The organism is Flavobacterium pectinovorum, from assembly GCF_900142715.1.
In the GTDB taxonomy this organism is placed as follows: domain Bacteria; phylum Bacteroidota; class Bacteroidia; order Flavobacteriales; family Flavobacteriaceae; genus Flavobacterium; species Flavobacterium pectinovorum.
In genome coordinates, this window is the sequence record NZ_FRBX01000003.1 from 166,374 (window position 1) to 193,329 (window position 26,956).

The 26,956-nt window shown below is 33.5% G+C and carries 29 protein-coding genes; 19 read left to right on the forward strand and 10 right to left on the reverse strand.

The features are described from left to right. Positions 1-31: 31 nt before the first annotated feature. The 9 genes from BUE22_RS11325 (at position 32) to BUE22_RS11365 (ending at position 9,301) form a co-directional block, all read left to right on the forward strand. Complete coding sequence (locus tag BUE22_RS11325; RefSeq protein ID WP_073395130.1) at positions 32-931, forward strand: FecR family protein; 900 nt, start codon at positions 32-34, stop codon at positions 929-931. An 84-nt stretch (positions 932-1,015) separates the two neighbouring features. Continuing rightward, positions 1,016-3,466, forward strand: a complete 2,451-nt coding sequence (locus BUE22_RS11330) for a TonB-dependent receptor (RefSeq protein ID WP_244152485.1) — start codon at positions 1,016-1,018, stop codon at positions 3,464-3,466. Positions 3,467-3,762: 296 nt separating this feature from the next. Next, positions 3,763-4,644 (forward strand): COG4315 family predicted lipoprotein, encoded by an 882-nt coding sequence (locus BUE22_RS11335; protein WP_042565077.1) that lies wholly within the window; start codon positions 3,763-3,765, stop codon positions 4,642-4,644. Between the two features lie 120 nt (positions 4,645-4,764). Beyond that, positions 4,765-5,160 (forward strand): OB-fold protein, encoded by a 396-nt coding sequence (locus BUE22_RS11340; RefSeq protein WP_052483657.1) that lies wholly within the window; start codon positions 4,765-4,767, stop codon positions 5,158-5,160. A 2-nt stretch (positions 5,161-5,162) separates the two neighbouring features. Further along, positions 5,163-6,005, forward strand: a complete 843-nt coding sequence (locus BUE22_RS11345) for a DUF5777 family beta-barrel protein (RefSeq protein WP_042565111.1) — start codon at positions 5,163-5,165, stop codon at positions 6,003-6,005. Positions 6,006-6,015: 10 nt separating this feature from the next. After that, a complete protein-coding gene (locus tag BUE22_RS11350) occupies positions 6,016-6,366 on the forward strand; it encodes a hypothetical protein (protein ID WP_073395132.1) in 351 nt (116 codons plus the stop codon). Between the two features lie 11 nt (positions 6,367-6,377). Continuing rightward, entirely contained in the window at positions 6,378-6,923 is a 546-nt protein-coding gene (locus tag BUE22_RS11355; protein WP_073395493.1) for a YceI family protein, read from the forward strand. 133 nt (positions 6,924-7,056) lie between these two features. Beyond that, positions 7,057-7,458, forward strand: a complete 402-nt coding sequence (locus BUE22_RS11360) for a hypothetical protein (RefSeq protein ID WP_042565081.1) — start codon at positions 7,057-7,059, stop codon at positions 7,456-7,458. A 541-nt stretch (positions 7,459-7,999) separates the two neighbouring features. Continuing rightward, on the forward strand, positions 8,000-9,301 hold the full coding sequence (locus tag BUE22_RS11365; RefSeq protein WP_073395133.1) for a hypothetical protein: 1,302 nt from the start codon (positions 8,000-8,002) through the stop codon (positions 9,299-9,301). A gap of 307 nt (positions 9,302-9,608) precedes the next feature. Here the strand turns inward: BUE22_RS11365 and BUE22_RS11370 are convergent, their stop codons facing one another. From BUE22_RS11370 to BUE22_RS11380, 3 genes are all read right to left on the reverse strand, one after another. Next, complete coding sequence (locus BUE22_RS11370; protein ID WP_073395134.1) at positions 9,609-10,610, reverse strand: NADP-dependent oxidoreductase; 1,002 nt, start codon at positions 10,608-10,610, stop codon at positions 9,609-9,611. Between the two features lie 22 nt (positions 10,611-10,632). Beyond that, on the reverse strand, positions 10,633-11,400 hold the full coding sequence (locus tag BUE22_RS11375) for an SDR family oxidoreductase (protein ID WP_073395135.1): 768 nt from the start codon (positions 11,398-11,400) through the stop codon (positions 10,633-10,635). Positions 11,401-11,543: 143 nt separating this feature from the next. Next, on the reverse strand, positions 11,544-12,134 hold the full coding sequence (locus BUE22_RS11380; RefSeq protein ID WP_073395136.1) for a TetR/AcrR family transcriptional regulator: 591 nt from the start codon (positions 12,132-12,134) through the stop codon (positions 11,544-11,546). Between the two features lie 268 nt (positions 12,135-12,402). Between BUE22_RS11380 and BUE22_RS11385 the strand changes: the two genes are divergently transcribed. The 5 genes from BUE22_RS11385 (at position 12,403) to BUE22_RS11405 (ending at position 16,277) form a co-directional block, all read left to right on the forward strand. Beyond that, positions 12,403-12,978: a porin family protein gene (locus BUE22_RS11385; protein ID WP_073395137.1), complete on the forward strand. Its 576-nt coding sequence runs from the start codon at positions 12,403-12,405 to the stop codon at positions 12,976-12,978. Between the two features lie 168 nt (positions 12,979-13,146). Continuing rightward, a complete protein-coding gene (locus BUE22_RS11390) occupies positions 13,147-14,205 on the forward strand; it encodes a sensor histidine kinase (RefSeq protein ID WP_073395138.1) in 1,059 nt (352 codons plus the stop codon). After that, positions 14,186-14,947, forward strand: coding sequence for a LytR/AlgR family response regulator transcription factor (locus BUE22_RS11395; RefSeq protein WP_073395139.1), 762 nt, complete (start codon positions 14,186-14,188; stop codon positions 14,945-14,947). The genes BUE22_RS11390 and BUE22_RS11395 overlap by 20 nt, the downstream gene beginning before the upstream one ends. 160 nt (positions 14,948-15,107) lie before the next feature. Beyond that, complete coding sequence (locus BUE22_RS11400) at positions 15,108-15,551, forward strand: DUF2141 domain-containing protein (protein WP_073395140.1); 444 nt, start codon at positions 15,108-15,110, stop codon at positions 15,549-15,551. 36 nt (positions 15,552-15,587) lie between these two features. Continuing rightward, entirely contained in the window at positions 15,588-16,277 is a 690-nt protein-coding gene (locus BUE22_RS11405) for a DUF4397 domain-containing protein (RefSeq protein ID WP_073395141.1), read from the forward strand. A 54-nt stretch (positions 16,278-16,331) separates the two neighbouring features. Here BUE22_RS11405 and BUE22_RS11410 read toward each other — a convergent pair whose 3' ends face one another. From BUE22_RS11410 to BUE22_RS11425, 4 genes are all read right to left on the reverse strand, one after another. Beyond that, entirely contained in the window at positions 16,332-16,793 is a 462-nt protein-coding gene (locus BUE22_RS11410; protein ID WP_244152486.1) for a nuclear transport factor 2 family protein, read from the reverse strand. Next, positions 16,787-17,677 (reverse strand): MBL fold metallo-hydrolase, encoded by an 891-nt coding sequence (locus BUE22_RS11415; protein WP_073395142.1) that lies wholly within the window; start codon positions 17,675-17,677, stop codon positions 16,787-16,789. The genes BUE22_RS11410 and BUE22_RS11415 overlap by 7 nt, the downstream gene beginning before the upstream one ends. A gap of 84 nt (positions 17,678-17,761) precedes the next feature. Next, a complete protein-coding gene (locus tag BUE22_RS11420) occupies positions 17,762-18,343 on the reverse strand; it encodes a Crp/Fnr family transcriptional regulator (RefSeq protein ID WP_073395143.1) in 582 nt (193 codons plus the stop codon). Between the two features lie 21 nt (positions 18,344-18,364). Beyond that, positions 18,365-18,730, reverse strand: coding sequence for a winged helix-turn-helix transcriptional regulator (locus BUE22_RS11425; protein WP_073395495.1), 366 nt, complete (start codon positions 18,728-18,730; stop codon positions 18,365-18,367). A 96-nt stretch (positions 18,731-18,826) separates the two neighbouring features. On the opposite strand from BUE22_RS11425, the gene BUE22_RS11430 reads away from it, so the two are divergent. The 4 genes from BUE22_RS11430 (at position 18,827) to BUE22_RS11450 (ending at position 22,751) form a co-directional block, all read left to right on the forward strand. Beyond that, positions 18,827-19,828 carry a zinc-dependent alcohol dehydrogenase family protein gene (locus BUE22_RS11430; RefSeq protein ID WP_073395144.1) on the forward strand — a complete coding sequence of 334 codons (1,002 nt, stop codon included), beginning with the start codon at positions 18,827-18,829 and terminating at the stop codon, positions 19,826-19,828. Positions 19,829-20,037: 209 nt separating this feature from the next. After that, positions 20,038-20,673 (forward strand): outer membrane beta-barrel protein, encoded by a 636-nt coding sequence (locus tag BUE22_RS11435; protein ID WP_124020527.1) that lies wholly within the window; start codon positions 20,038-20,040, stop codon positions 20,671-20,673. Between the two features lie 512 nt (positions 20,674-21,185). Then, entirely contained in the window at positions 21,186-21,980 is a 795-nt protein-coding gene (locus tag BUE22_RS11445) for a sensor histidine kinase (RefSeq protein ID WP_159438474.1), read from the forward strand. Positions 21,981-21,989: 9 nt separating this feature from the next. Then, positions 21,990-22,751, forward strand: coding sequence for a LytR/AlgR family response regulator transcription factor (locus BUE22_RS11450; protein ID WP_073395148.1), 762 nt, complete (start codon positions 21,990-21,992; stop codon positions 22,749-22,751). A gap of 105 nt (positions 22,752-22,856) precedes the next feature. On the opposite strand, the gene BUE22_RS11455 is transcribed toward BUE22_RS11450, so the two are convergent. The 3 genes from BUE22_RS11455 to BUE22_RS11465 all read right to left on the reverse strand — a co-directional run bounded on the left by BUE22_RS11455 (position 22,857) and on the right by BUE22_RS11465 (position 25,972). Continuing rightward, positions 22,857-23,780, reverse strand: coding sequence for an NADP-dependent oxidoreductase (locus tag BUE22_RS11455; protein ID WP_073395149.1), 924 nt, complete (start codon positions 23,778-23,780; stop codon positions 22,857-22,859). Beyond that, positions 23,780-24,853 (reverse strand): alkene reductase, encoded by a 1,074-nt coding sequence (locus BUE22_RS11460; RefSeq protein ID WP_073395150.1) that lies wholly within the window; start codon positions 24,851-24,853, stop codon positions 23,780-23,782. The genes BUE22_RS11455 and BUE22_RS11460 overlap by 1 nt, the downstream gene beginning before the upstream one ends. Positions 24,854-24,976: 123 nt before the next feature. Continuing rightward, a complete protein-coding gene (locus BUE22_RS11465) occupies positions 24,977-25,972 on the reverse strand; it encodes a helix-turn-helix domain-containing protein (protein WP_073395151.1) in 996 nt (331 codons plus the stop codon). Between the two features lie 186 nt (positions 25,973-26,158). Here BUE22_RS11465 and BUE22_RS11470 point away from each other — a divergent pair, with 186 nt between their 5' ends. Then, positions 26,159-26,947, forward strand: a complete 789-nt coding sequence (locus BUE22_RS11470) for an SDR family oxidoreductase (protein ID WP_073395152.1) — start codon at positions 26,159-26,161, stop codon at positions 26,945-26,947. Positions 26,948-26,956 lie beyond the last annotated feature (9 nt).

Here is a 26,956-nt window from a genome sequence, read left to right on the forward strand (position 1 = left end):
TCCAATTGTTTTAATATATAATAGTAGTACAATGAAAAAGAATCGCTTATTAGCAAAATGGCTCAACAATGATTTGTCGGAAGATGAATTAGCTGAATTTAAAGCAAGTGCCGATTTTGAAAAATACCAAAAAATAAAAAATTATACAGAACATTTGGAGATAGGTGATTTTGATGATAACGCTATGCTGTCGAACATTCTTAATCAGAAAAAAGAAACTCCAAAAGAGATTCCTTTATACAAAAACTGGATATTTAGAGCAGCCGCTATATTTGTTCTGGCACTTGGAATAACCTTTTTGCTGAAATTTTTTGTACCACAAACGGAAACGGCAAGTTTTGGAGAAAAAACAACTTTTTCATTACCTGATAATTCTGAAGTCGTACTAAATTCAGGTTCTGAAATAAATTATAAAAAATGGAACTGGGACAACAACAGGCGTCTTGAATTAAAAGGTGAAGCTTATTTCAGGGTAGCCAAAGGCCGACGTTTTGAAGTACAGACCAGTCTGGGAAAAGTATCGGTTTTGGGAACTCAGTTTAACGTAAAAGCCAGAAAAAACAGGTTTGATGTAGTATGTTATGAAGGTCGTGTAAAAGTAAATTACGCAAACTTTCAAATTTTATTGACACACGGGCAAAGCGTTAGTTTTGAAAACGGAAAACAAACTAAAATGAAAGTACATTCCTTAAAACCGGAATGGACAGAAAATCAAATATGTTTTTATAAAGAAAATATCAGAACGCTTTTAGACGAAGTTGAAAGGCAATATAATATTAAGATCGAATTAAACACAAAAGATACAGTTTCCTTATTTACGGGAAAATTACCCGCCAAAAACCTTGATATAGCTTTGCAGATTATTAGTACAACGTATCATTTGGAGGCTAAAAAAGTCTCAAAAAATAAAATAATTTTTGACGAAAAATAAATGTTCTTCCCCAAACAATTTCATTTTTTGTTTTTTCTGTTTTTCCTTGTCCTGAATCTTTTTGCTCAGGACAAAGGAAAACTTATGCCTTTTAAAAAAATCATAATTGATATTGAAAAACAGCATCAGGTTAGCTTTAATTATACTGAAGACAATATTGCCGACCTGAAATTAGTTCCACCAAAAAAATCACTTTCCTTAGATCAAAAATTGCATTATTTAGCCAAAAACACCCATTTATCTTTTGAAAACATTGGAAACAAATTCATTAATATTTATAAAAAAGAGATTGAATTACAACTAATTTGCGGCTACATTTTTTCTAAAACAGATAAAAAACCCATTGAAAATGCCAATATCAGTTTAGCCAACAACAATCAAATCACAACTGATTCAAACGGTTATTTTGAATTTAACGGGGAGGATAAAAACGCAGTCCTGATTAGTCACATCGGCTTTCTGGCCAAAAGAGTTGTTTTGACTAATTCCGATTCTAAAAATTGTCTTCAAATACTGTTAGACCCTGAAATTACAGAACTTGCAGAAATTAAAACGAATGCTATTTTAGCTTCGGGAATTTCAAAAAACAACGATGGATCGTTTGAAATTAAACCCAAGAAATTTGGAATTTTGCCGGGGCTTATCGAACCGGATGCCTTGCAGACCATGCAGCAAATTCCCGGTGTAAACAGCATCGACGAGAGTGTATCAAGCATCAATGTTCGCGGCGGCACACACGATCAGAATTTATTTTTGTGGAACGGAATACGAATGTACCAAACGGGACATTTTTTTGGTTTAATATCGGTTTTCAATCCCAATTTGGCACATACGATTTCTATTTATAAAAATGGAAGTTCGGCATTTTTTGGAGAAAGTGTTTCGAGTGTCGTAGCGATTTCTTCTACTCCCGAAACAGCAGAAAAAAATGCTTTTAGTGCAGGAATCAATATGATTAATGCCGATGTTTATGCGAAGTACAATCTTTCGAAAAAGAGTTCTATCGAAATTTCAGCCCGCAAATCTATTACCGATTTTGTAGAAACACCTACTTATAAGGAATATTTCAATAAAGTATTTCAAAACACAACGATTACCGATTTTTCACAAAACCAAAATATAGATTATCGCAGTGACAAAAAATTTGACTTTTACGATGCTACGCTCAAATATGTTCAAAAAATTGGAAGCAAGGATCAGATTATATTGGATTTAATTACCATTAAGGACAATCTGGAAGTTTTTCAAAGTGCTATGGTGTATGATATGAACAGATCTGAAAACAACATTTTACGTCAACAAAATTACGGCGGAAATTTGTCCTGGAAGAGAAACTGGAATCGTTTCAATACAACAAAAATGAATGTTTATAACTCTGCTTATGAACTTTTGGCCAATCAAAGAACTACGATAGGAAATCAAGTCGTTATTCAGGAAAATACGGTTAACAATAATGGAATTAATTTAGAGAACAATCATATTATTACCACCAGATTTAGTTTTAATGATGGTTATCAGTTTAACGAAGTCGGTATTTCTAATTTAGAAAAGGTAACGAATCCTGATTTTTATCGTAATGTAAAAGACGTTCTGAGAACTCACGCCCTGATTTTGGAAGGAAAATACAACGATACGCTCGCCAGAATATATTTTAAGGCTGGAACCCGAATTAATTATATAGAAAAATTTAAAAAATTTATTGTAGAACCGAGAATGCAATTTGGTTATAGCATCAATAAAAATCTAAATTTAGAATTGCTGGGGGAACTAAAAAGTCAAAATTCGCAACAAATCATTGATTTGCAAAAAGATTATTTTGGTATTGAAAAAAGACGCTGGATTATATCGAATAACACCACAATTCCTATTCAAAAGAGCAAACAAGTCTCTTTAAATTTATTCTACAAAAAGAATGACTGGCTGTTGGATATAGAAAATTTCTATAAAAAAGTAAACGGAATCACAACTTCCAGCCAGGGTTTTCAAAACCAGTTAGAGTTTATTAGAACGACTGGCGATTATGAAATTTGGGGAGCAGAAATGCTAGTTCAGAAAAAAATGAATCATTTTCTGACTTGGTTAAGCTATACGTATAATCATAATAATTACCATTTTTCTAATTATGAGTACCCAACTTTCCCTAACAATTTTCAGTTAATGCATACGGTTTCGTGGGCGGGAATTTATGAGAAAAACAATTTTAAAATTGCTTTGGGTACAAAATGGTCTTCGGGCAGGCCAAAAACTTCGCCTGATTTTTCTCAAATTGACCTTTCAAATCCCCAATTGGTTTACAACAAACCTAATAATACGAACCTGCATATTTTTTCGCAGGTTAATATTTCTTCTACTTATAAGTGGGAAACTGCAAACGGAATTCAGTACAAATTAGGAATTTCTATCTTAAATATCCTAAACAGGAAAAATGAAATCAGCGAATATTATAGAATAAGTTCATTAACAAATTCTATAGAAGAAGTTGAAACATTCGCATTGCAAATAACTCCAAATGTGAGCTTTAGAGTTTCACTCTAACCCTATTTTCCTTCAAGATTTGTAACCCCTTTCTGTCTCTTTTTTTATTTTTTTTATAAAATAACAATTCTTTGGTAGGGTAATCTGCATTAAAGCTGTTTTACTACTGAATCTATCAGAAGAAGAAAATGGCTCACCTACAAAACGTAATACTAGATTTTAATGACAGTTCGTAACAATAAGCAAATCTGATTATTGAACGAAATGCTCGTGGACTATAATCAAACTAAAAATGCTTTACTGTTTCTGTAAAGTAGCTTCTCCCCCTTTTTATAATTAATCAAATACAAAAAACAATGAAATTAAAACAAATTAAATTCGCTTTAGTTGCTTTTGCAGCAACAACATTTTTCCTAAGTTGTAGTAGTGATAATAACAACGATGACACTCCTACAACTCCGGAAGTAAAGATTGAAGTTAAACTTTCTACAAGTACAACATTAGGCTCTTATCTTTCTGATAAGGATGGAAGATCTTTATACTTTTTTTCAACAGATGCTAATGGACAAGTTTCTTGTACAGGAGGTTGTGAAGCTGTATGGCCTGCTTTTATAGTAGATAATTTAACTGCAGATAAAATAGGTACAGGATTAACATTCTCTGATTTTGGTACTGTAACTACTGCCTCTGGTAAAAAACAAGTAACCTATAAAGGATGGCCTTTATATTATTATGCACCAAGTGTAAACGGAACTAACACAGCAGAAGCTGCCGGTGCAACAACGGGCGACGGAGTTGGTGGTGTTTGGTTTATAGCAAAACCGGATTATTCGATTATGATCGTAAGAAGCCAGCTTGTAGGACATGATGGTAAAAACTACAAATCAGATTATACTGTTGGAGATGGCCAGACCACTTATTTTACAGATGCTAAAGGATTAACGTTGTATGTTTTCAAAAACGATAATTTCAATAAAAACAATTTTACCAAATCTGATTTTTCAAACAATCCTGTTTGGCCAATATATGAAACCGATAAAATTGTTGTGCCTTCGACACTTGACAAAACTAAATTTGGTGTTATCACTGTATTTGGTAAATCTCAGTTGACTTACAATGGCTGGCCTTTATATTATTTTGGACAAGATGCAAGCGTAAGAGGCGCTAATAAAGGAATTAGTTTCCCAAGCCCTGGAGTTTGGCCTGTACCGGTAAAAGATTTGCCACTTGCTATATAAACAATAGTTTTTTTGTAAATCATACTATTTCAAATTAGTCCATTCTTTATTGGGCTAATTTGAAATAATAAAAAAGAAAGTTCTACTCTACTACAGTAAAATTTAAATCAGAAAATCCAAATGACTAAAACAATAATTAAAGTACTGGTTCTTCTACTGGTAATTAGTTTGGGCTCTTATTATATCTATAAAAATATTTTATACAAAGATGCCAGAGACATCAATAGTGAAAAATCAATACTTACGATTTCTGCCACAGATTTAGAAAATGAATATGTTTTAGATCCTGCAAAAGGGGATTCAAAATACTTAAATAAAACAATTGAAGTTGAAGGAATCGTTTCTGAAGTTACAGATTCGTCAATGGTAATCGACCATAAGGTATTTTGTAAAATGAACAAAAAGGCTGAAAAGACTTTAATGAATAAAAAGATCAATATAAAAGGCAGATGCATTGGTTTTGATGATTTATTCGAAGTAGTAAAATTTGATCAATGCAGTATTCAACAACATTAAATATGAAAAAAATATTCTTAATAGTCAGTTTCTTAATCTGTCTTTATAGTAATGCGCAGGAAGATTTACTCTCCGGCCTGGACTCAACACAAGTGGTTGACAAAAACGTGACAGCAACATTTAAAGCTTTGCAGATTATAACCTTGCAGTCGACAAAATTACCTGCAAAAAAAGAGTTTTACATGGTAATTTCTCATCGGTTTGGTACTGTAAAAGGCGGAATTTCGGAGTTTTTTGGTTTTGATGATGCCACTACAAAAATTGGTGGAATTTACGGAGTTACCGATTGGCTTGCTGTAAGTGCATCACACCATACTTTGCTGAAAATGAATGAAGCATCTTTAAAATATAGACTAATAAGACAAAGTGATAAATTTCCTTTGGATATTGTTGGCTACAGTACAATAGATTTTAATAGTGGATTAAAAAAAGACGATTATCCTAAAATTGAATTTTCTGATCGCTTAACGTATGTAAATCAAGTGCTGATTTCAAGAAAATTCTCTGATAGATTATCTTTAGAATTGGTTCCTTCTTATATCCATAAAAACCTATACAATCCTGCTATTGAAAATGATAATCAATTCACTTTGGGTGCAGGCGGACGCTTAAAATTAACCAAAAGACTTTCTCTTAATTTAGAATACGGCGAGAATTTTAATAAACCGGACTTCTATAATAATCCGCTATCAGTAGGACTTGACATAGAAACGGGAGGTCATATTTTTCAATTGATTTTTACAAATTCGCAGTCAATGACCGAAAGCGGTTACTTAACAAGTGCTGCCGGCGATTGGGGCAAAGGCGATTTCTTCTTTGGGTTTAATTTATATAGAGTTTTTTAAAAATATAAACATGAAAAAATATATTTATTTATCGATCATCATTCTATCCTTATACGGTTGTGAATCTAATACTTATGAAAGTCTGGAAGAACCAACTGTGATAGTTGATAAAGCTACTTATACTAAAAATGTCAAATCTATTATTGATCAAAATTGCATTGGCTGTCATCCTTCTTCGGGTCAGCTTATACCTTTAGAAACTTATGACCAGGTAAAAGATGCTCTTTTAAATGGTGAATTGTTAGACAGAATTCAAAGACAAAACGGCGCTGCAGGTATAATGCCAAGATCAGGAAGAATGCCACAGAATAAAATCAACACCATTCTGCAATGGAATACAGATGGATTATTAGAAAATTAAATCAAATTGAAATGAAAAAAATAATTGTATTGCTATTTTTATTTGTTGGAATATTACAGGTTTCAGCTCAAAAATATGCAACAAAAACAGGGAGTTTAAAATTTGAAGCAACTGTTGATGCTGTTGAAGAAATTGCGGCTGAAAATAAAAATACCTCAGCCATTTTGGAGTCGTCAACAGGAGACATTGCAGTTTTAACGCTTATGAAAGGATTTCGTTTTAAGGTTGCCTTAATGGAGGAACATTTTAATGAAAATTATGTAGAATCAGATAAATTTCCAAAAGCAACATTCAAAGGAAAAGTAGAAGATTTTGATGCATCAAAACTTTCTGCTACAGCTAAGGCATTTAAGATTTCGGGAGATTTAACCTTACACGGGAAAACACAAAAAGTAACTGCAAACGCCAAAATTTCAAAATCTGGTGATAAAATTACAGTTACAGGGAATTTTGATATAAAAGCACAAGACTTTGATATCGAAATTCCAAAGCTGGTTAGCAATAAAGTATCTAATAAAATCAAGGTAAGTTTCAATCTCTTGCTAGCCAAACTATAATTAGAAATATAACCACTTCCTTATTACAATAGAAAATTCTGATTTCATCTTTAGAAATCATTAAACATGACTACTATTTGAGGTCAGTTTCATTCAGACTGACCTCTTTTTTAATAACCTCAACTAAATTTAAATGATCTGCAAAAATTATGTTGTCGCCGGAGAAGATGTAAATGATGTTATGGTAATGGAAAGCAATGCCTACATTTCATACACGCTTAGATTATTACATCATTTTTTGTTTAATAATGGATTCTCAAAAGAGAAACTCAACGCTTTACATTTGGGTTTGCAAGAGGGAAATCATGTTTTAGTTTGTTATAAAAATCTAATGTTTACCGAACCTTTTTTTGTTGAGATGAAACATTGTTCTATAGAGGACAAAATCAATATTAAAAGCTCTTTCTTCAACTCAAAAAAAGAATGCTGTGCAGAGGTTACCAAAGAAATGGAATGGTTCGATCCTATACGAAGAGAAGTTATAGCGGCACCTAAACAAATTCTACAGCATTTTAATTCAAACATCAGATTGTAAGTCAGGAATCATGGTCTTATTGACCATGTTCTATTTTATACTTACTCCAAAGTAGATTCTGAATCTGTTCTTTGCAGATATTTTCTTTGTTTTATTCTACATCTCCTATTTTCCTCTTTATTATTTCTCTTTTTTACATTGGGCATTATTAGAAATAATTGCCCTTAATTCTGCTATGCTTTCATCTTAAAATCAATAAAAACATTTTAAACACAAACATAAAAGATTGTGTTTGGTTTTTAAATGATTCAAACCTTCACAGGCACTTTTTAATAGTCTTTAAAAGCATGGAATTAAACTCCTGCACAATAACCTTTTGTTAACAGTATCATAATATTTTCAGATAGTACGATTTCTCCTTTTAAGTACTTATATGCAAGTAAGAATTATAATTCAAAAGAAATCTGTCGACAAGATTTTCAAAAAACAAAGTTTCTACTGCTGATGAGTATTTTTTATTTCTCAGTTGGTTATAGCTATTAATAATTGCATCAAAATCAAGGAATTTCAAATTAGGTTATTAACATTAAAAACTAGAATTATGAAAAAACAGAATCGAAAAAAGGTTTTAAGTAAAGTATTTATTATTATGTTAGGTGCCGTTACATTCTCCTGTCAGGACACGACATTGGATGAAGCACAAGAGACCAGTGTGACAAAAAAACAACAAAACACCAGCAAAATCAGTGCAGCAGCTATTTCTGATTTGGCAAGAAGATGGGCGCCTATACATTATAAAGATGTAGATGCAACTGGAACTTATGCCGAAGGAGGAAAATCAGATTATCTTACTGCTATTAATTATGACAATGACTGGAATGCCGAAAATAACTGGAATAACCTTCCTGCTTATTCCAATTCTTTAGCTGCTCATTGTTACTATTCGATAGTAGAATCAAATACACATTGGTTTATTACTTATGCGTTCTTTTCTCCAAGAGATTGGACAGATAACCCACTTTTATACTCATTAGACCAACATGAAAATGATTTAGAAGGAGTATTAATGATTGTACAGAAAGATGGATCAACTTATGGTTCCTTAAAAGGAGCTGTTACAGTAAGCCATTCCGATTTCTTTTCTTACGTGCCATCCGGAAGTTCTTTTGTAAGCGGACTGGAAAGTGTTGACGGAACATTACAAATGAGAGACTATAACGGCGAATTGCATCCTATAACAGCACAAGATGCTAAGGGACACAGCCTTAAAGCCTGGCCTCAACATGAGATAGATGGAGACGGAATTATTTACTACCCTTCTGCAAGCGGAACTGCACAAATACCAGCTGATAATTATGACAACTATGTTGAATATAAACTTGTTGATATTTTTGAAAGCGGAGGATTATGGGATCAAAGATTTAACACCGAATTATTTTCTAGTCCGGCTGGAGGTTTTAAAGGAAATGATTTTAAAACTGGTGGCGCAAACGCTCCATGGGCATGGAATGACGGAAATGATGGAATTGTACAAGGAGGTGAATTTGCAACCGATCCTGCAAAATTAGCAGATAATTATTTTGATGGTGTAGGTAATTTATCCCGCACTTATGTTGATAATAAATACAATACTTCAGCTGGTGGTATTGTAACAGTTTACCAAAATTGTAATTATACCGGTTATGCAATTGCTTTGCCTGTTGGTAATTACACATTAGATCAGCTAAAATCATATGGTATCGTAAATGATGATTTGTCTTCTGTTCGCTTAGAAAATGGATACAAAATTACAATGTACCAAAACGATAATTTTGGAGGAGAATCTGTTGTAATAACAGGGAATAATGGTTGTTTAGGAAATTTTAATGATAAAGCAAGTTCTGTGAAGATTAGCGTTCTATAAACTATTTTTACGTTTTTTGGATATCAAATAGAGCCACTCGATTTGAGTGGCTTTTTTATGTAGAACTTATAGAAAAAATCAAAAATTTTTAAGTTTAGAACAAATCACATACTTCCAATTCAAAACAAGCATTCGGTTTTGGTTTAAATCAGTTAAATCCCATTCCCGAATTTAAATCATAATTGATTCTCTTTTAAATTACATTATAGGGCCTCAATGAATGAAATCAAAAAAATTTCATTTATAACTATTCTGTAAATTAGATGCTCATTTCAAATTGAAAATAGTGATCAATTTTATAAAAAGATTATTTTATTTTAATAACAACCTTTCCTTTTGCACGTCCGCTTTCTACGTAAGACAATGCTTCGTTTGTTTTATCGAAAGGAAAAACTTTATCCATAACCGGTTCAATTATTCCGGCCTCAATAAGTTTGGTAATTTCATTTAGCTGATCGCCATCAGCTTTCATAAATAAAAAAGAATAGTCAACATTTTTAGCCTTTGCTTTTTTACGAATGCCTGAACTTATTAAAGAAAGAATTATTTTCACAAACCAGGGTGCTTTAATTTCTTTAGCAAAATCGGGAGTTGGCGGCCCGGAAATAGAAATCAGTTTTCCGCCTGATTTTAGTATTTTTAACGATTTTTCGAGTGTTTCTTTGTCCTGACTATTTAGCACAACATCATAATTACTTAACCTGTTTTCGAAATCGCTATTCTTATAATCAATAACGATATCAGCTCCAAGTTTTTCGAGTAAATCAAAACTTTTGGCGCTTGCAGTTGTAGCAACTGTGGCTCCCAAATGTTTTGCCAGCTGAATTGCAATTGTTCCAACACCTCCGGAACCAGCCTGAATAAATACTTTTTGCCCTTTTTTGATTTTTGCTTTTTCCACCAAAACCTGCCAGGCCGTTAGCGCCACTAACGGAATAGATGCTGCTTCTTCCATAGAAAGATTTTTAGGTTTAAGCGCAGCATCAGTTTCATTTATAGCAATAAATTCTGCAAACGTACCAATGCGTTGATCTCTTACTCTTGCATATACTTCATCGCCAACTTTAAACTTTGTTACATTTTTTCCGACTTTGATAATAACTCCCGCAACATCATGTCCCAAAATTAGCGGAAGCTTATAGGGTAAAATGAGTTTAAATTCTCCCGTTTTTATTTTAGAGTCTAAAAGATTGACTCCGGTCGCGTGTATGTCAACCAAAATATCGTGGTCTTTTACTTCCGGAACATTCATTTCGGTAAGCTGTAAACTTCCGTTTTTACTGTATTTATTAATTACAAATGCTTTCATTTTATAAATTTTAGAATTTTAGTTATTGTTTCAGGCTTGCGTAAATCTTTTTAGGATTTACTAAATTGAAAGCCAGTTGCGGAAAAAACCTGTTTACCATATAAAGTAATTTTGCATCCCCTGCCCTAATCGTGAATTTATCTTTTTTGATTCCCAAAATAAGCGTTTTCACCAACTGTTCCGGAGTCATTTTTTTATCATTTCTGTTCGCTGTCATTTCTGTTGCCACAAGAGGCGGAAGCAGTTCAAATACTTTTACATTGCTGCCTAAAATTTCTAAATTCTTTCTAAGCGTTCTGGTATAAAAACTTAAAGCTGTTTTTGTTGCTGCATAAGTTGGCTCTTCTAAAGCAGGAACTATACTCAAAATAGAAGTTGTATTTATGATAGCAGCTTCTTTTCTTGATTTCAGCATTTCTATAAAAAGGTTGTTTAACCTTATAACACCAAAATAATTAACATTCATTTCGTAAATCGCATTGTTCAAAATTTGGTCATTTGCAATTCCCAGATTAAGTGCCGGACTGCCAACCCCTGCATTATTATATAAAATATCGATTCCGCCCAAAGAAACTACGTGATCAAAAAGTGAAATGGCATCTTCCTGATTTTCGACATCACTTTTTATAATGGTTATTGACGGAAGCAGCTTTTTTGCAGCCTCTAATTTTGCCTGATTTCTACCCGTAATGATGACTTTGGCACCTTCATCTAAGAATTGTTTTGCAGATTCTAAACCAATCCCGGAACCTCCGCCGGTAATCAATATCGTTTTACCTTTTATATCCATTGTTGGTTTATTTAAAGAGTTTAGTTGTTTTCATTATATATATTTTAAATTTTCTATTGTTTTTTATTTAATAAAATTATTTCATTTTAGACTTTTTAGTCTATTTTAAAATATACTTTTTAGTTTATTTTAAAACAAAAAAATTAGATAACGTATTGCTCTAATTCAGACTTTAGACTTTTAACTAAACCCTGCATTGGTTTTGCTGTATCCATAACTCTGCACATTACAATTCCGCCTTCTACAGAAGCTACTAATTTGAAAGCAAAAACAGCAGGATCAAGAGATTTGGAAAATTCGCCATTATTAATTCCTTCCTGAAGCAATGCTGTCAATTCCTGCTGACCAATTCTAATTACCTTAGCCACTTTTTCTTTTATAAATGGATAATTATCATCTGCTTCTACAGCGGTATTAAATATCGGGCATCCACCGGAAACATAAGTTTCGATAGGATTTTTATAAAAATCTAAAAATGCAAATATTTTACCTTTTATTGTTTTTCCTTTGTAAACTGCAGCCCTGATTTTCTCAGAAACCATCTTAAGCGATAAGTCAATTACTTGTGCAGACAAATCTTCTTTGTTTTCAAAATGTCCATACAAACATCCCTTTGTAAGTTTTGTAGCTTCAAGGATGTCATCAATATTAACTCCCGAAATACCTTTCTCATTATAAAGAGGTATTGCAGTTTCAAGTATAAATTGTTTTGTTCTTTCTGCCTTTGTAAGCATCGTACTTTTTAAATTAGAGGACAAATATACTAAAAAGTATATTTTAAAATACAAAAAGATTAAAAATTTAGCTTTTTATTAATTTTTATGCCTCGATACAAAATAGAAAAATTCAACATCGTCAAAAAAAGAAGTGACAATAACGTTTCCCGGCACATTTTGTCCGTTTGAGCCAATTTTTTAACTGTTCAGAATTTATTGCCTTTTATGTTTGCAGCATCAAATTAATAAAAGGCATAAAGCCTCATAACATTAAAATTTATAAATCATGAAAAATTTATTTTTGCTCTGCATTGTTCTGGTATCCTCAAGTGTTTTTAGTCAAAGTATTTTTGACAGGCTTCATTTTGGAATAAAAGCCGGAGGTAATTACAGCGACTTTTCGAATGCTAATTTTGATACAGAAGGACTTCCCGGATTTCATGCCGGTGCTATTATCGCCTTTGACATTAATGAAAAATGGTCTGTTCAGGAAGACTTTTTATTTTCTACCCAAGGTGCTAAAATAAAAGGAGGATTCTCTGATGGCAAAGATCTTAAACTATCGTATGTTTCTGTGCCAATTGTTTTAAAATACAAAACCAGTTTCGGGCTTTATTTTGAAGCGGGTCCTCAGGTTGGTATACTGGTTTCAGAAGATTTTAAAGAATTAACCAACGACGATTTTGCAGAAAAAATTGATGCAGGAATGGTCGGCGGAATTGGTTATCAATTTCCAAATGGGCTTGGTATTGGTGCCCGATATTATTATGGCCTAACAGATATCAGTAAAATAAAATCAACTACTATAAATACTGATTTTCAAAACAATATGTCGCAAGTCAGTCTTTTTTACATTTTTTAAATTTAGAAGATTTCCTTTTTTTTATCTAAAAAACAAATAACACTTCCTGACTTTTACAGGAAGTATTATTTGTTTATCAAATATCTTATAACGGCTATTATTTTTTGTACTTTTCCTTCATTTGAATAAAGAAAAACTAATGCTGAATAAAAATGTAAAACCATATAAATGAACAATATATCAAAATCTTTCTCTCCTTTAATTTTGAGGGAAATTTATAAAATGAACTTATTTCTAACGTTCTTAATATCGTTTATTGCTTTATTTTTTCTGGTTATATTCAAAAATTCAGTTCTTCTTGTTGTGGTAATGACCTTAAAAAGTTTTTTTTACATTCTTCTGGTTACTTTTTCACTTTCTGCAATTTTAGAATTATGCGTTGTAAAGTTTCCCAATGACATTTTTAAATTTAGACTCTGGCGTTACGGTGCGAGTTTTTGCAGTTCAATTATATTGGAAATGCTTTTGTGGCCTTTTTTTGCTTATATGGCAGATATTGCCTGGCGTCATGATGATTTAGAGCTTATTGCCACTTTTTTAACCGAAGCACTATTTGTTGCTACATTAGTATTGCTGCTGCAGGATTTTGCTATTTTAAGATTGGCCAAAACAAAAGCCGAAATGGAAAATTCGAAATTACAGCTTCGTACGGCCGAGGCAGAAAATTTGCTTTTAAAACAACAGATTCATCCGCATTTTTTATTCAATTCACTCAACACTTTAAAAGCACTTTACAAAAAAGATCTTACGCTTGGAGAACATTATTTAATACAGCTTGCCGGATTTCTGCGAGCTGCCGTATCGCTTAACGACAGTATGGTTACAACGCTTGAAGAAGAATTGGATTTTTGCCAAAACTATCTCGAAATGCAGAAAATGCGTTTTGGTGAAGCCTTAGAATGGGATATTAAAATTAATGATCCGGAAATGCTAAAAAGCACCGTTCCTACTTTTTCACTTCAGCCATTGGCAGAAAATGCGATCAAACACAATCGTTTTACCAAACAACAGCCTTTGCATATTAAAATAGAACAAAAAGGGGATTATATATCAGTATCTAACACCATAAACACAAAAGAAGCTGGTGAAACATCTTTAAAAAGCGGTTTGGCAAATCTCGCAGAACGATGCCTGATTTGGTCCGGAAATGAAATTATAATTAATAACGATGGCATTACCTTTTCTGTAAGCTTTAAAGTAAATACCGATGAAAATCATAATTATTGAAGATGAATCGCTTGTAGCCGAAGATCTTGCCAACAGCCTGAAAAACTGCAATGCAGAAATTGAAATTACAGCCTTTTTGGGATCTGTAAAAGAAGCTATTGCTTATTTCAAAAACAATCCTCAGCCAGATCTTATTTTTAGCGACATCCAATTGGGCGACGGTTTGAGTTTTGAAATCATAAAAGCGGTACCTCTTCATGTTCCCGTTATATTTTGTACGGCTTTTAACGAATATGCACTTGATGCTTTTAAAGCAAATGGTATTGAATATATCCTGAAACCCTTTAGTGGAAACGAACTGGAAGCCGCTTTGGGCAAATTTCAGAACATGCAAAAATTAATGAGCGGCCAGCTTGCGCAGCAATACCAAAAGGCAATGGAAACGATCTCAAACCTGCAACAACCTGTTAGCGAAACTATAATGGTAAAATACAGAGATCGACTGCTTCCTTTTACGCTGGATAAAATTGCCCTTTTTTATGTCGAAGCAGAAACTACGGTCATGCATGCGCACAATGGCAAAAGTTATATTTTGACCGAAAGCCTGGAAGATCTGGAAAAAAGAACCAATAAATTTTTCTTTAGAATGAACAGGCAACAGCTCGTTAACCGAAACGCCATAATTGACGTAACAGATTATTTTCCCAGAAAGCTAAAAGTAAACCTTTCATTTTCTTTTCATAAAGATGTTTTTGTCAGTAGAGAAAAAAGGTCAAAAGTATTGGCCTGGCTGGCAAGTTAATCTTCAAATTCAAATAAAATTCCCCCACTTTTCCATCTATTATCACACATTAGTTCAGGCATAACGCCTCAGCCGTAATATTGTCCGTTTGAACTTATTTTTTAGGCTTTTTAAGCAATTGCCCTACTACTTTCGCAGAGCAATCTTAAATTAAAATGTGATGATTAAAATCAAAATTCCCAATGCCACGCGGCTTATAATGCTGATTGCGATTTTGTGCTTCAGCAGTTCGTACGGGCAAAATACCCAAATTAGAGTTTCGGAGATTCGATCCGGAAAAGGGCAAATTATACTCAACGTTTTTAAAAATAACGAAGATTATCAGGAAGAAAAAGTTTCTAAAAAACTGGTATTCGAAAAGAAAATTGAAAACGGCTCCATGATTATTAACTGTACGCTGGAACCCGGAACATACGGCATTACTCTTATTGATGATGAAAATAAAAGCGGGGAACTTAATAAAAACATGTTAGGAATTCCAAAAGAAGGTTTTGGCTTTTCTGATTTCTTCATGGAAAAAATGAAAAAACCTGCTTTTGATGACTTTAAAGTCAATGTAATAAATCAAAACAACAAAATTAGTATCAGAGTAAAATACATGTAATCAATTAAAAACGAAGTCAAACTAAAATTAAAAATTATGAAAATTAAAAGAGCCCTTACCTTAATTCCTGTAAAAATAATAGCTATTGCAACCCTAGTTATAATGTCATCTTGTGACAACAATGAAGTAGATCCGTTTGGTTCTGCACGGCTTAAAGTCGTAAATGCAGCTCCTAATGCGGGTTCTCAAAAATTTGTTATGGCAAATATTCCTTACATAGGTAATCTGAGTTATTTAGAACATTCTGTATCGTATCACGATGTAGCGGTGGGTAACAATTTAGTAAGTCAGTTTAGAGATGAAAATGATAACGATTTGTATGCCTCAGAAGAACTTGATCTGGATGACGATAAAAGATATACCGTATATTTAACGGGAGAATCAAGAGACGACGCAGAGGTGAGACTTTATGAAGATAACGTGAGCGCGCCATCTAGTGGAAAAGCAAAGATAAAATTTATTCATTTAAGTTCCGGAGCACCGGTCAATATTGATTTTCTCGACGGTCAGGGAAATACTCTTAGTTCAAACCTTGCAAGATACAGCCAAAGCGGTTATTCCGAAATTAATGCCGGATCTGTAAGCGTTCAGGTTCGCGGTACAGGAGGATCCGAAAATCTGGCCACATTATCAGCAATTGATTTCGCTGCCGGAAAAGTTTATACTGTTTTTATATCCGGATCTTCTTCTTCAGGATATACCGTGACCCAGCTTTCGCAGAATTAAATCATAAAAAAAAGAGCTGTTTATCGACAGCTCTTTTTATTCAAAAATTATAAATTATTTCATTGCATCGTTTACAGTCTGACTGTCTACAAATTGCTCAAAGCTTATTATTTTTCCATCTTTCAGTTTCCAAATGTGTGCAACTCTGGCTGCAAACAACTTATTTGTTTTTTTATAAGTACCCGTATAAGTTCCAAAAGCCGCTACTCTATCCTCGTTTGCAACATAATCTTCCGGGGTAAATTTGTAATCAATCCACTCACTTCCTAATCTGCTAAAAACATTTTTGGTAATGCTTTCTAAGCCGATATAAGTTCCTGCATACGGAAAACCTTTGGCTTCTGTCCAGGAAATATCAGCTGCAGCATATTCTGCTAAATTTTTCCCGTTTTCTTCAGAAGTTTTTCCTTCGTAAGTACTTTTTATGATTTCAAGATTTGTCATTGCTTTTTTATTTAAAGAACAGCCTGACAATGCCAAAACTATCATCAGGCCAGAGCTTATTAGTTTTACCATTTCATTTCTCCGGTATTTACTTTGGCTCCTATCATTAAAGCAGTTTCAAAAGTAAGTGCAGGATATTTTGTTTTTAAAGCCTTAATTAAAGCTTCAGAGGTTTTATTGGTTTTTAAAGCTTCTTCGTAAAACTGAATGTAACTTTTGGTATGATTTACAGCAGCAATATCAAATGGAGAATTTGAACTCGCATGCGCCGGAATTACAATTTCAGGATGCAAAGCCGTAATTTTATCTAAAATCGAAATCCAGCTTTTACGTTCTTCTGGGTTTTGTGCATCTGCCATCCAAAGATGAAAAGTAGTTCCGAAAACATTAATTCCGCCAACAACGGCTTTGATAGAAGGAATCCAAACAAAAGTCTCAGCCGGAAATTCTTCCAAACCTACAATTTCTAGTTTCTGACCTTCTAATTCGATGCTGTTTCCTTTTAAAACCTGAGGTAAAATTACATTCGAAGTAATGTTTTTACCAAGTCTCTCGCCCCATACTTCTAATTTCTTTTGAGATGTGGCTTTAATGTGTTCTACCGTTGAAGGAGATGCATAAACAGTTACTTCCGGGAAATATTTTTTGAATACTTCCAATCCGAAATAAAAATCAGGATCGCCGTGAGATACATAAATTGTCGTTAGTTTTTTGCCGCCTGCCTTAATTTCCTGTGCTACTTTTTCGGCTTCAGCCAAAGTAAACTGCGCATCGATCAAAACGGCATCAGTTTTTCCGGACACAATTACTGATGCTACACCAAAACTATTTTCTGATGCGTTGTAAACCTGAAGTTTGAGATTTTTAGTTTCAATAATTTTGAAACTTTGTGCTTGTGTTTCCATATTAAATAAGATTAAAATTGTTGTAAGTAGTATTGTGATATTCTGTTTCATTTTGTTTGGTTTAAATTAACCCTGCAAAGATGAAACCTTATGCAATCTCAAAACATTAAACTAGTTTAATAAAGCAATGAAAACTTATTTTTTCAGCGCAATTTTCTTTCGAATATTACTCAAAAAAACATTGGTAATACCCAAATAAGCAGCAACTTGAATATTGGAAAGACGCTGAATAAGCTGTGGATATTTTTCTGAAAACTCAATATATCTGGACTCTGCTGTTTTGCTCAGATTATCGATCATTCTGCGTTGCAGGGCGACATGTGTTTTTTGCGTCATAACCCGAAATAGCTTCTCAATTTCCGGCATATTAGAATAGGCAAATTCTTTATCTTTTTTAGATATTAAAAGCACTTCGCTATCTTCAAGAGCTTCTATAAATAGCTGTGATGGCGTTTCGTTGGTAAAACTGTCAATATCTGTAATCCACCAATTTTCAATCGCAAAATACAATATTTGCTCAAAGCCATCTTTGTCGATATGATAAACCCGAAAAAGTCCTTTTATGACAAATCCCTCAAATTTGCATACTTCACCCTCACGAAGTAAAAAACTTCTTTTTTTGATTATTTCATGTTGAAATAAATTGCAAAATGCTTCTGTTTCAGGATTTGAAAGAGAAATATGTGCTGCAATATTTTTTTGAAGAAGTTCTGTCATCTCACTAAATATCTGAAAAAGTTACAAGCTATTTTTAGTTGTTTCCCTGTGCAAAGTTCCCCAATCACTTAATTGAAGACAAATAGGTACCAGTTTTTCTCCAATGGGAGTAATTTCATATTCCACTCTTGGCGGTACTTCTGCAAAAACAGTTCTTTTAACGATTCCGTCACTTTCCATTTCTCTTAATTGAAGTGTAAGCATTCGCTCTGTAACCTTTTCGATTTTACGTTTCAATTCGCTATATCGAAGTGGCCCATTTGCTAAATTAACCAGAATTAATATTTTCCATCTCCCGCCAATAACTTCAACTGCATACGTCATATCACAGTTTGACAAGAATTTTCTATTCTGGTTATTTGTCGATTTTTCCTTTATTTTACTCATTACGTACATTTTTGTATGTATCACACATTTGGTTGGCTATAGTACAAATTTAGGGTTTGTTATTTAATATTGTACCAATAATTTAAAAAAACAAAAATGAATACTATATTATCGAAGACAGTTATTTTTCACGAAGCAGGAACTCCAGAAGTTTTAAAAGTAGAACAAACAGAAACTTTAGCTCCACAACCACATGAAGTAAGAATTCAGGTGAAATCTATTGGCGTAAACAGAGCAGATGCCATGTACCGAATGGGAATGTATATTGAAAACCCTGTTTTTCCGGCTAAATTAGGTTATGAAGCTGCCGGAATAGTCGAAGCTGTTGGATCTGAAGTTACCAATGTAGTAGTTGGTGATGTTGTAAATGTTATCCCAGGATTTTCATTACACCACTATTCTTCTTATGGAGAATACATTTTAATGCCGTCGTACGCAGTACATAAATATCCTTCTGTTTTATCTTATGATGAAGCTGCGGCTTTATGGACCAGTTATTCTACAATGTACGGAATGCTGATACATTCGGGAAAATTAAAATCGGGAGAGTTTGTGGTTATTAATGCTGCTTCGAGCAGTGCCGGGCTTGCGGCAATTCAGCTTACGAATTATGTGGGAGGAATTTCTATTGCTTTAACAACCTCATCAAAGAAAAAAGAAGCTTTATTAAAAGCCGGTGCATCGCATGTTATTGTTACATCTGAAGAAGATATTGCAACAGAAATTGCCAAAATCACAAATAATGTTGGTGCTCACATCATCTTAGATCCGGTTGTTGGAGCCAAATTCAGCGATCTTGTGAGTGCTGTTGCCGAAAATGGAAAAGTTTTTGTTTATGGTGCTTTAAGTCAGGAAGCGGCAAGTTTCCCTACTTTTGCCGTTATGATGAAAACGCCAACAATCAGAGGATATTCCGCCATTGAAGTTTTGGCTAATGCCGATATTTTAACAGAAGCGATTGCTTTTATCGACAAAGGCGTAATCGAAGGGAAATTAAAACCTGTGATCGATAAAGTTTTTCAGCTTGACGACATTGTAGCTGCGCACAACTATCTCGAATCTAACCAGCAATTTGGTAAAATTGTAGTTACTGTTTAATTGAAAATTATAAACTAAACAAATTCAAAAAAGACCTCATTGCTAATGAGGTCTTTTTGAGTTCTACATCCATACATGTAAATAAAAACAAAAAATTTGAGTTCAGGTATTTTTAAATTCAGCAGCCAATTTAACGGGTTGGGTAAATTATTTCAATACCAATAATTAACCTGAAACTATCTTCGTCATTAATCTTAAAATTTATACTAATGACAAAGTTACTGACCACCATTTTATTATTTTGCGCAACGCTATTAATGGCACAAACCGAATCAGATTCATTATCTGAAAAATTCTCAGTTGATTTTGGAGGTTCGTTTGGTGTTTTCGCTCCTTTCAAAGGATCTGGCAAAGGTTTTCCTGATGATAAAAACCAACTTGGCTCTAATGGTGTAACTTTTCTTCAGCTAAACTATAAGGAGCATTATTTTGCTAAATTACAGTTCGGACAAACCACGGTGTCTTATAAATCTATCCAAAATTCTAATGGTTTTAATTCCATCATAGATTCAAAAGCAAACAGCACCACAATAGGTATCAATCTTGGATATCAATATAAAATCAAACATTGGCAGCCTTTTGTAATGCTAGGGTCAGGTACCTCTTTTATCGACTCTCCTAAAACATCGCTGATAAATGAAAATACGATAAGCTACACTACTAAAACCGGTAATTACCTTTACATCTCAGGAAGTGTTGGTGTTAATTATGTATTCAACAGGTATTTTATTGTTTCTCTTGAAGGACAAGCCTCTACACTTCCAACGGCACCTTCGGGTTCTGATACACATTTAAGCGGTATGAGTATGCAGCTAGGGTTAAAATCATATCTTTTTAGTTTTTAATAATGTATGTGCATGATAATTTCTGTCTATAAAACAAACGTTAACACAAAATCTAAATTAAGAAAAGTAAAACCTGTTCTTAATAAAGTACTTTTGGATTCTAAATGGAATTTTGATTTAGAAGATTGTGACAAAATTTTAAGAGTCGAGAGTAACAAAAGCTGCTCTGAATTTTTAATAACAGAACTTTATAAAGTTGGAATACACTGTGAAGAATTATTTTAGATGTAATAACCAGGTCATAGTATTGCACTTTTATTATTAATATTATGTATTTAAGGCGCTATAAATATTTACGTTTATATGGGTATATAGTTTTTACTGTAATCCTGTATCTAATTCTAATACTCCTTAATTCTGACGAGAGCAATCTTCAGGGATGGAAGTTTTATACTCTAATGGATTTTATTATTGAAGGATTATTTTGTTTGATCTTTACAGTAGTATTATTTGAAACCGGTCTTTGGATATCGCAAATTTTTACTAAAAAATCAGTTTCGAAAAAATATAATTTGTCAAGGTTTATTTTTCAGCTGTTGCTTCACATCGTTATTGTAAGTATTCTCGCTGTTGTATTTTTTAATATTGATCTTCCTCAAAAATATGGGTATGACGACCTTCTTTTAAGACGAGTTTTAATCATTGGCAGTATATTTTCTATATTGATAACTACAGGTTTAACCGCCGAACAACTTTTTTTTAAATGGAATGAAAGCAAACTTGAAGCTATAGAAAACAAAAAACAAGCATTACAATCAGAACTCAATGCTCTGAAACTTCAATTAGATCCGCATTTTTTATTTAACAACTTAAGTACGCTTACTTCATTAATTGAGGAAAACCAAACTACAGCTGTGCTATATGTCACCAATCTTTCTGCAGTTTATCGCTATGTTTTGTCCAACAGAAATAAAAATCTGGTAGTTCTAAAAACGGAATTGGATTTTATAACCGAATATTTGTTTCTGTATCAAATCAGGTATGGATCTTCTATCGCTATCCATATCGAGGAAAATAATTCTAATTTAAGTAAATTTATACCGCCTTTAACGCTACAGCTTTTGATTGAAAATGCAATAAAGCACAACTCTTTTTCCTCGACGATGCCGCTTATTATCAGCATTAGTTATGAAGATCAATGGATAATAATACAGAATAACAAGTCGGCTAAATTTACCAAAGAACCCAGCGAAGGAATTGGTCTGGCACATATTTACCATAGTTATAAAATAATAGGCAACACGCCTCCTGTGGTCAATGATTTGGACACAATTTTTGAAGTTCGAATACCTTTACTTAACAATTAAAAGTACTTTATGATAACTGTTTTAATTATAGAAGATGAGGCTGCCAATGCTGCAAGACTGCAAAAAATGCTTTTACAATCAGAAGAAGAAATTGTAGTTACGGCAGTTTTACAAACAGTGCGCGAGAGTATTGCCTGGCTTGAAACAGAAAAAAGCCCTGACATTATTTTTATGGATATTCGCCTTACAGATGGTCTTAGTTTTGAAATTTTCAATCAGGTGAATATCAAATCGTATGTTATTTTTACAACTGCTTATGATGAATATGCCTTGCAGGCATTTGAAGTAAACGGAATAGATTATCTTTTAAAGCCTATCGAACAAAAAAAATTGGATTCGAGTATCAAAAGAATTAAAAGTTTTATAACTCCTGAGCCTGACAACAGTGTTGTGGAAATTCCAAAAAAAATGCGCCTGCATAAAGAGATTTATAGATCCCGATTTTTAATTAACCATAAAGATTTATTCATTACAATCCCCTGCACTAATATTGCTTATTTTAATTCTGAAAATAAAATAGTACAGCTTACAACACATTCCAACCAAAAATATGTCGTCAAGCAAACGCTGGATGAATTAATACAAGAATTAAATCCCAATGATTTTTTTAAAGTGAGCAGAAACTACATCGTTTCTTTAAAATCAATCCATAAGCTATCCCAATCTTTTGATTATAAACTAAAACTGGAACTCACTCCGGCAATTAATGAAATAATACTGATAAGCAGAGAGCGTGGCATTTCTTTTAAAAACTGGCTTGACAGCAAATGATTTTGGGATTTCAAATTAATTTATTAAACGAAATAATCTCATATAAAAAACAAAAAAGCCACTCGCTAGAATGGCTTAATCTCAAAATTAATTTGGTTTTTATTTCTAATCTATAAAAAGTACAACCTTGCCGTTTACGCCGCCAGCTGTTAAAAAATCCTGAGCTATGGCGGCGTCTTCAAGCTTAAATGTTTTGGAAACAATTGTTTTGAATTTCCCCGCTTTTATCAAATCAATTCCGCTTTGTAAAGTCTTGGCAGAGATATCAGAAACCACAAAATAAGCTTTTACATTGTATTGTTCTGCCAGCTCTTGCGATGGCGGCATAGCGATACTCAAAAGTTTACCACCAGGTTTTAAAACTTGAAAAAGTTTTACCTGAGCTTCGCCTCCGGCTGTATCTGCAACTAAATCAACATCTTTTGCAATACCTGAAACGTCCTGCAATTTATAATCAATCACTTCGTCGGCACCAAGGCTTTTTGCTAATGCCACACCGTTTCCAGAGGCTGTTGCAATAACGTATGCGCCGGCTGCTTTTGCCATTTGCACCATTGCACCACCAACTGCGCCGGCCCCACCCTGAATCAAAACTTTTTGACCTTTTTCTAATTTTCCTTCTGTAAATAAAACAGATTGAGAAGTACCAATATTAACGACCATTGAAGCTCCTTCTTCAAAAGACAAACCTTCGGGTTTTAGCAAAACAAAATTTTCGTTTGCAGTTGCATATTCTGCGTAAGCATTTTTCCAGGTAAGAGCAATAACCTCATCTCCAACTTTAAATTTTGATACACCTCCGCCAACGGCAACAATTATTCCTGCAGCTTCACCGCCCGGTATAAAAGGCATTTCTACAGGGCGGATTTCCTTCATTAATCCCATTCGTATTTTCATATCTATTGGATTCACGCCTACTGCTTTAACCTGAATTAAAACATCATTTTCATTTTGAATTGATGGTATCGAAACCTCAACGAGTTCAATCACAGCTGAACTTCCGTAATCTTTGTATTGTATTGCTTTCATTATTTTGAAGTATAAAGTGGATAATCTGTATAACCTGTTTCACCTGGAGAATACAATGTACCGAAGTCTACATCATTGAGGGAAAGATTTTTTCCAATACGTTTTACAAAATCGGGATTCGCGAGAAATCCGCGCCCAAAAGCAACAAGATCTGCAGAATTGTCCAATAGTTTTTCTTCGGCTGTTTCTGCTGTAAGTCCATTACAAATTATGATTGTATTGGTAAATACGGCACGGATTGCCTTATATGTTTTTTCCGGAATTTCAGGATTGGTCGAAAGATGAATATAGGCGATTCCTAATTTATCCAGTTCACTGCTTAGGTAAGTATAGGTTTGATGCACTTCTTCTGAATCATATGCAGCCTGATCACTTAATTGAGAAAACGGAGAAAAACGTATTCCGACTTTATCCGAACCTATAGCTGCTGCAATTGCTTCTGAAATCTCTAAAATAAGTCTGCTTCTGTTGATAAGATTGCCACCGTAAAGATCTGTCCTGTTATTTACATTTGGATTTAAAAATTGTTCCAGTAAATATCCATTGGCACCATGAAGTTCTACACCATCAAAACCGGCAAGAATTGCATTTTTAGAAGCATTTACAAAATCTTCAATAACACGCGTTATCCCATCTAAACTAAGAGCCACCGGAACAGAGTTTTCCTGCATGCCCAGAGAATCAGTAAAAATTTCACCTGCCGCCTTGATATCCGAAGGTCCTACGGGCAGAATTCCGTTTGGCAGATTGGCAACATGTGCGATACGCCCGGTATGCATTAGCTGCAGAAAAATTTTTGATCCGTTTTGATGTACGGCATCTGTAACTTTTTTCCAGCCTGCAACCTGCGCTTCAGAATAAATTCCGGGAATGCGCGGATATCCCAATCCTTCAGGACTTGGCGAGGTACCTTCGGTAATAATCAAACCAGCACCAGAGCGTTGTGCATAATAGTTTGCCATGAGTTCATTTGGAAGATTGTCTATAGCTCTGCTTCGGGTCATCGGCGCCATTACCAGATGATTTTTAAATTTTATGGTGCCTTTCTCAAAAGGTGTAAGTAACTTTTTCATTTTGTTCTATTTAATTATAGGAACAAATTTAGAAGTAAACAAATGGGTAAAATAACCAAAAAAGACACAAGAATAGTCCTATCCGACAGTTACATTTTTAATATCGAAGATGAAAAAGGATACTTATATAGTATAAGAAAACTTTTTGGGTGTGATGCCGTACTGCTTCTCAAATAATCTGCTGAAATGACTAAGGTTTGAAAATCCCAACTCGTAACCAACTTCAGAAACAGAATGTTTGGCTTGCTTTAACAGAAAAGCTGCTTCTTCCATCCTCGCTTTCTGATAATAATTATAGATGGTATCTCCAAATGTTTGTTTGAACAGCTGCTTGAGTTTCGTTTCGCTCATTGAAGCAATAATAGCCAATTCACTTAAAACCGGCGGAGTACTAAGATCGTTTAGTATTTCGTTGCGAATGATTAGAAGTTTTTGCGCATCGTTACTATTTATATTCTTAAAAGTTGTGTTCTCCCGAAGTGATAATTTACTAAAAAGCAAATACATTAATTCCTGTACTTTAATTTGTACATAAAAATTATTCATAGAATTATTCATAGAATTATTCATGTCGACCGATACAATATTTTTAAGAAGCAACTGCATTTCAGGATCCAGATTTTCGAAAAAAAGAAAAGAAGCGTCTTCGGCAGTAATAGTTTGTATTGTAGTGTTAGGCTTTTCTATAGATAAAACCGAATGCAATCTGCTGGCAGTAATACCCACTACAACATACTGAATATTGCTTCCGGCAGGAAAACGAATTTCTGTTCGCAAATCATTTGTAGAAAGAATTATAGACGAATCGTTCTTTTGAAAAAATTGGATATTTTCCTCGTTATTACATTTAACCTCAAGATCTTCTTTATTATTATAAAAGAAAATAGTCCGCACATTATTCGCCTTTACTGCCGGATTACGTTTAAGAATTAAATCTTCCTTTAATATATACCGATGAATCGTTAATTTAAAATCATCTCCAAAACCAACTTTACGCACATAACCTTCACCCAGGCTTGCAGGAATTTGCAATACATTATCTCGCACAGGAACATTTATTTGTTTTGAAAACAAAGTTATAAAGTCAAAACCCGGTGCTGCTGTAAATTCAAAAATCATTAGGAAGCTATAGAGAATACTAAATTACTGCAAATAATTATATTTTACTCTTATAACTCATTTTATAGTTGGAGTTATTGCCAAAAACAAATTGTAAAAATGTATCACGTCTTCCGACTTTTGTATAAGTACTAACGATCACCCGTACTCTAAATTTGCCTCATTATTAATCATATAAACAATAAAATGAGCAAAACAATTTTAATCACAGGAGCATCTTCAGGTTTTGGATTGATGCTGGCTAATGACCTTCACAAAAAAGGGTTTAACATAATTGGAACAAGCCGCGAACCGGAAAAATACAAAGTTCCGTTTAAATTAATGCGTTTGGATATTGACGACGATAATTCTATTAATGAATTTAAAGAAAGACTCTCTAAAGAAACCAAACAACTGGATGTTTTAGTAAACAATGCCGGTTTTATGATAACGGGTATTGCAGAAGAAACGCCTATTGATGTAGCCAGAAAACAATTTGAAACCAACTTTTGGGGAACCGTTAAAGTAACAAATGCAATTATACCTTATTTTAGAAAACAAAAATTTGGACAAATTATTACTGTTAGCTCGATTGTTGGATTGATTGGACCACCAAATTTATCGTACTATTCTGCTTCGAAACATGCTGTAGAAGGATATTTTAAATCATTACGTTTTGAGTTGAATCAGTTTAACATTAAAGTTAGTGTTGTAGAGCCTGTATGGTTTAAAACAAATTTAGGGCATAATGCCATTTCTTCAACAGGAAATATCGGGGATTATAATACCTACAGAAAACTTGTCAATGCAGCTACTCAAAAAGGTTTAGACGAAGCAGAATCTCCAAATGCCGTTGCTAAAATTATCATTAAACTAATTGGCACAAAAGAACCTAAGTTTAGTAATCCGGTTGGTAAAATGTCGGGAATGATTGTTTTTCTGCAGCATTATGCACCAAAAATGTTCGAAAACTCGATACTAAAAAGTATTAAATAAATAATTCTG